The organism is Amycolatopsis thermalba (genome assembly GCF_003385215.1).
GTDB lineage: Bacteria > Actinomycetota > Actinomycetes > Mycobacteriales > Pseudonocardiaceae > Amycolatopsis_E > Amycolatopsis_E thermalba.
In genome coordinates this window covers 1-4,208 of record NZ_PQHW01000193.1, presented here as the reverse complement: position 1 = coordinate 4,208, position 4,208 = coordinate 1, and the positions used below count along the sequence as shown (strand labels likewise).

At 73.1% G+C, this 4,208-nt stretch carries 6 protein-coding genes and 1 pseudogene; 2 read left to right on the top strand and 5 right to left on the bottom strand.

The window, feature by feature from the left end:
- The 4 genes from D0D15_RS35390 to rimP form a co-directional block, all read right to left on the bottom strand.
- Window positions 1–373: translation initiation factor IF-2 N-terminal domain-containing protein (locus tag D0D15_RS35390; RefSeq protein ID WP_208646214.1), on the bottom strand; the 373-nt coding region annotated here is incomplete at its 3' end.
- Between the two features lie 89 nt (window positions 374–462).
- Entirely contained in the window at window positions 463–717 is a 255-nt protein-coding gene (locus D0D15_RS35385; protein ID WP_369806800.1) for a YlxR family protein, read from the bottom strand.
- A 134-nt stretch (window positions 718–851) separates the two neighbouring features.
- Window positions 852–1,877: a transcription termination factor NusA gene (gene nusA, locus D0D15_RS35380; RefSeq protein WP_094005845.1), complete on the bottom strand. Its 1,026-nt coding sequence runs from the start codon at window positions 1,875–1,877 to the stop codon at window positions 852–854.
- Window positions 1,874–2,407 (bottom strand): ribosome maturation factor RimP, encoded by a 534-nt coding sequence (rimP, locus tag D0D15_RS35375; protein ID WP_094005844.1) that lies wholly within the window; start codon window positions 2,405–2,407, stop codon window positions 1,874–1,876. Before rimP ends, nusA begins: the two co-directional genes overlap by 4 nt.
- A gap of 107 nt (window positions 2,408–2,514) precedes the next feature.
- On the opposite strand from rimP, the gene D0D15_RS35370 reads away from it, so the two are divergent.
- Both D0D15_RS35370 and D0D15_RS35365 read left to right on the top strand, forming a co-directional pair.
- Window positions 2,515–3,444 (top strand): ferritin-like domain-containing protein, encoded by a 930-nt coding sequence (locus D0D15_RS35370; RefSeq protein WP_115945087.1) that lies wholly within the window; start codon window positions 2,515–2,517, stop codon window positions 3,442–3,444.
- A gap of 68 nt (window positions 3,445–3,512) precedes the next feature.
- The gene (locus tag D0D15_RS35365; RefSeq protein WP_094005842.1) at window positions 3,513–4,085 is read left to right on the top strand and encodes a hypothetical protein; all 573 of its coding nucleotides are present in this window, start codon (window positions 3,513–3,515) and stop codon (window positions 4,083–4,085) included.
- Here D0D15_RS35365 and D0D15_RS35360 read toward each other — a convergent pair.
- A pseudogene (locus D0D15_RS35360) lies at window positions 4,082–4,208 on the bottom strand (IS630 family transposase); the annotation flags it as partial. The gene D0D15_RS35365 and the pseudogene D0D15_RS35360 overlap by 4 nt on opposite strands.

The following is a 4,208-nucleotide window of genomic DNA, read 5'->3' as shown; positions in this document are numbered from 1 at the left end:
CCGCAGCAGCAGGCCCCGGCCGCTGGGGCTCCGGACGCTGCTGCGGGGCCGGGGCCTGCTGCTGCGGGGCGGGACGCGGGCCGGGCTTGGCGCCCGGGACCGGTCGGGCCTGCGGCTGCTGCTGACGCGGCGCGGCGGGTTTGGGGGCCGCGCCGTTCCCGGCCGACGGTCCCGGCCGGGCGCCGCCGGACCGGCCGGCGGATTTGTTGTCCTTGGCGACGAAGGCGTCGCGCAGCCGCCGGGCAACGGGTGCCTCGACGGTCGACGACGCCGACTTCACGAACTCGCCCTGCTCCTTCAGCTTGGCGAGAACTTCCTTGCTCGTAACCCCGAGCTCCTTCGCGAGCTCGTGCACACGGGCCTTGCCTGCCACTGCTCTCCTCAACTGGTGAGGCCGGGCGGCAAAACCCGCTCGACCTCGTCCTATCGTCGCGCGTTCATGGCTTCAGCTTCACGGCTGACTCATGACGGGTCGACCTGCTTCCTTGAATCCATCCGGACCGGGGCCGTTCCCCGGTCCGCCATGCCGACGGTGATCTTCTCGAGATGCTGCCGCACGCCCGCCGCGTCGAGCACCCCGGGCACCTTCAGCGCCCTGGGGAACGCCCGCCGCCGCTCGGCTTTGGCCAGGCACTCCGGCTCGGGGTGCAACCAGGCACCCCGCCCGGGCAGCCGCCGACGGATGTCGGCGACCAGTCGCCCGTCCTGCGCGACCACTCGCAGTAGTTCACCGGCGGCAGCCCGCTTCTTGCACCCCACGCACGTGCGCACCGGGGTCTTCCCCCGGTGCTCGGAGCGTGCGGTAGCCGAATGCGAGCTACGCACCATCTTCGAGTTTAACTCCTGGCCCCTCACTCAGCCGAACCGGTTGTCGCCGCGGGCGTGGCGTCCTCCTCGGAGCCGGCCGCGGCGTCGCTGCGGATGTCGATCCGCCACCCGGTGAGCCGGGCGGCCAGGCGGGCGTTCTGGCCTTCCTTGCCGATGGCCAGGGACAGCTGGAAGTCGGGCACCACCACGCGGGCCGTCTTCGCACGCTCGTCCACCACCCGTACCGAAACAACCTTCGCGGGGCTCAGCGCATTCCCGACGAAGCGAGCCGGATCCTCGGAGTAGTCGACGATGTCGATCTTCTCACCCCCGAGCTCGCTCATCACGTTGCGCACCCGCTGGCCCATCGGGCCGATGCACGCGCCCTTGGCGTTGACCCCGGGGACGGTGGACCGCACGGCGATCTTGGTGCGGTGGCCGGACTCCCGGGCGACCGCGGCGATCTCGACGGTGCCGTCGGCGATCTCCGGGACCTCCAGCGCGAACAGCTTGCGCACCAGGTGGGGGTGGGTGCGCGAGAGCGTGATCGACGGGCCGCGGGCGCTGCGCGACACGGTCACCACGTACGCCTTGATCCGCTCGCCGTGCTCGTACCGCTCGCCGGCCACCTGCTCGCCCGGCGGGATCACGCCCTCGGTGTCGCCGATCTGGACGATCACCATGCCGCGCGCGTTGGCCCGCGCGTCGCGCTGGATCACGCCGGCGACGATCTCGCCCTCGCGGGTGGAGAACTCGCCGTAGGTCTTCTCGTGCTCGGCGTCGCGCAGCCGCTGCAGGATGACCTGCCGCGCGGTGGTCGCCGCGATCCGGCCGAAGCCCTCGGGCGTGTCGTCCCACTCCTCGTCGATGTCGCCGTTCTCGTCCAGCGTGTGCGCGAGGACGCGCACCACGCCGGTCTTGCGGTCGATGTCGATGCGGGCGTGCGGCTGGTGCCCCTCGGTGTGCTTGTAGGCCGTCAGCAGCGCGGTCTCGATGGCCTCGAGGACCGTCTCGAAGGGGATGTCCTTGTCCCGCTCGATCGCGCGCAGGGCCGCGATGTCCACGTTCACTTCGGATCCTCCTCCGGCTCGCCTGCGTTGTGCTCCGAGGCGTCCTGGTCGAGCAGCTTCAGCTCCTCGGCCGGTGGCTGCCTGAACTCGATCTCGATCACGGCCTTGGCCACGTCGGCGTAGGGCACGTCCCGGATCTCACCGGCCACCAGCACCCGCACCGACTCCTCGCCCGCGTGCCCGACGCGGCCCACGTACTCGGCGCCCTCCCGCGGCGTGATCCGCACCAGGCGGAACCGCGAGCGGCGCCAGTGGCGCGGCCGGGTCAGCGGGCGGTCGACGCCGGGCGAGGTGACTTCGAGCGTGTAGGCGCCCGCGATCAACTGCTCGTTCTCGTCCAGCGCGGCCGAGACGGCACGGCTGATGTCGGCGACCTCGTCGAGTCCCACGCCGTCGTCGGAATCGACGACGACCTTGACGAGCTTGCGGCGGCCCGCCTGCTGGACGTCGAGCGCGTCGAGGTCGAAACCCGCGCCGGACACGGCTTCGGCCACGATCGGCTCGAGCCGGGCGGCGAGTTCTCCAGGCACCTTGGCGCTCTCCTGTTTGGTCTGCTGTCGGTCAGTGAGGGACAAGCTTATCTTGTTGGCCCCGGTCACCGCCCGTGGTCACCGGTCCCCTGGCAGGATGGGCGCACGTGAGACCCCGTACCCGTCGTGACGTCCTGCGGGCGAGCGCGCTGGCGGCGTCGGCCGTCCCCCTCGCCGCGTGCGCAACCGGCTACTCCGACGAACCGGATCCGCTGGCCCTGCTGGCCGAACAGGCCCGGGCCGACGCCGCGGCGGCCGACGCCGTGGCCGCCTCCTCGTCGGCCGACGCGGAGGTGGCGAGCCAGTACTCGGCCGCGCGCGCCGCGCACGCCCAGGCGCTGCAGTCCGAAGTGGACCGGCTGAACCGGCCGAAGTCGCAGCCGGCCGTGGTCGTGCCGTCCGAGCAGGGCATGGCCGGGCTCAAGCAGCGGCTGGCCACCGCCCGGCAGCAGGCCGAGGGCCTGGTCGGCGGGCTGCCCCGGTACCGGGCCGGGCTGGTCGCCGCGGTCGCCGGGGGCTGCGCCGGGCTGCAGCAGGTCGGGAACCGGCTGGGGCCGGGCGCCGCACCGGGCGCGGTGGCCGCGACCGCGTCGGCGATCCCGCCGGAGTCGGTCGGCCCGGTGCAGCAGGCCCTGTCCGCCGAGCACGCCGCGCTGTGGATCTACGGGCTGGTCAGCGCGTTCCTGCCGGGCACCTACAGCGCGGGTGTCGCCGAGGGCACGTCCGAGCACCAGGACCGGCGCGACGCGTGCGTGCGGATGCTGACCGCGGTGGGGGTGGAGCCCGGCGTGGCCGAACCGGCCTACCTCACGCCACAGCCGGTCACCGACGCCACCTCGGCCAAGAGCGTGGTCGCCACCGCGGAGGCGGACGCCGCCACCGCCTGGCGGGGCGTGCTGGAGCAGACCGACGACGCCGCGTTGCGGGAGGTCGCCCTGAAGGCGCTGCTCGCGTCCGCCCGGCGCGGCACCCGCTGGCGCGAGGCGGCGGGCGAGCAACCGACGGCGATCGTGCTGCCCGGTTCGGCGCAGAGCTGACTGGGGGCGCGCCACGGCGCGTGACGACATAACCTTCCCGGGACACGTTCGACGCCCGAGGACGCCCCTTGCTGACCCTGACCCGCACCCTGGCCGGCCTCACCGAGGACGGGGCCGCCCGCCTGCGCGGCCTGCTGTTGCGCCAGCTGATCCGGATGCCGCACGGGCGGCCCGGCGAGTTCGTCGTGCTGCACCTGTTCCTGATGCCGCCCGAGCCCGGCGGCACCCGCTACGCGCTCTACGAGGTCGCGCAGCCGCTGGTGGACGAGCCGCTGGCGCAGGTGCAGGGCCGGGCGCTGAGCGAGCTGCAGGCCGTCCACGGCGACCCGCGCCTGGTGCCCGGCGCCGACCAGGGCTGGCGCGGCACCGACCCGGCCCGCCGCGGCGTCTACCTCGGCACCGGCGCCCGGTTCACCGGCTCGCGGCCCGGCATCACCGGAACGACGATCGCGCGGCTGGTCGACCACACCGCGGTGATGTTCGTGCTGGACGAGGCGCGCCAGCCGGTGTTCCTGCAGAGCTCGAAGGAGCTCGTCGTCGCGGGCGAGCGGCTCCCGCCGTCCCCGGAGATCCCGGCCCTGGGCAAGCCACCGTTCCTGCTCATCGACGCCCTGGTGGCCTACCTGCGCAACGCGAGCTAGTGTCCTGAGTTATTAATTCGCGTGCAGTAGCGTGCGATGGAGTCAAGGATCTGGTCGGCGGTCTTGGTCCAGACGTAGGGCCGTGGTTCGTTGTTCCAGGTCTCGATCCATGCGCGGATGTCG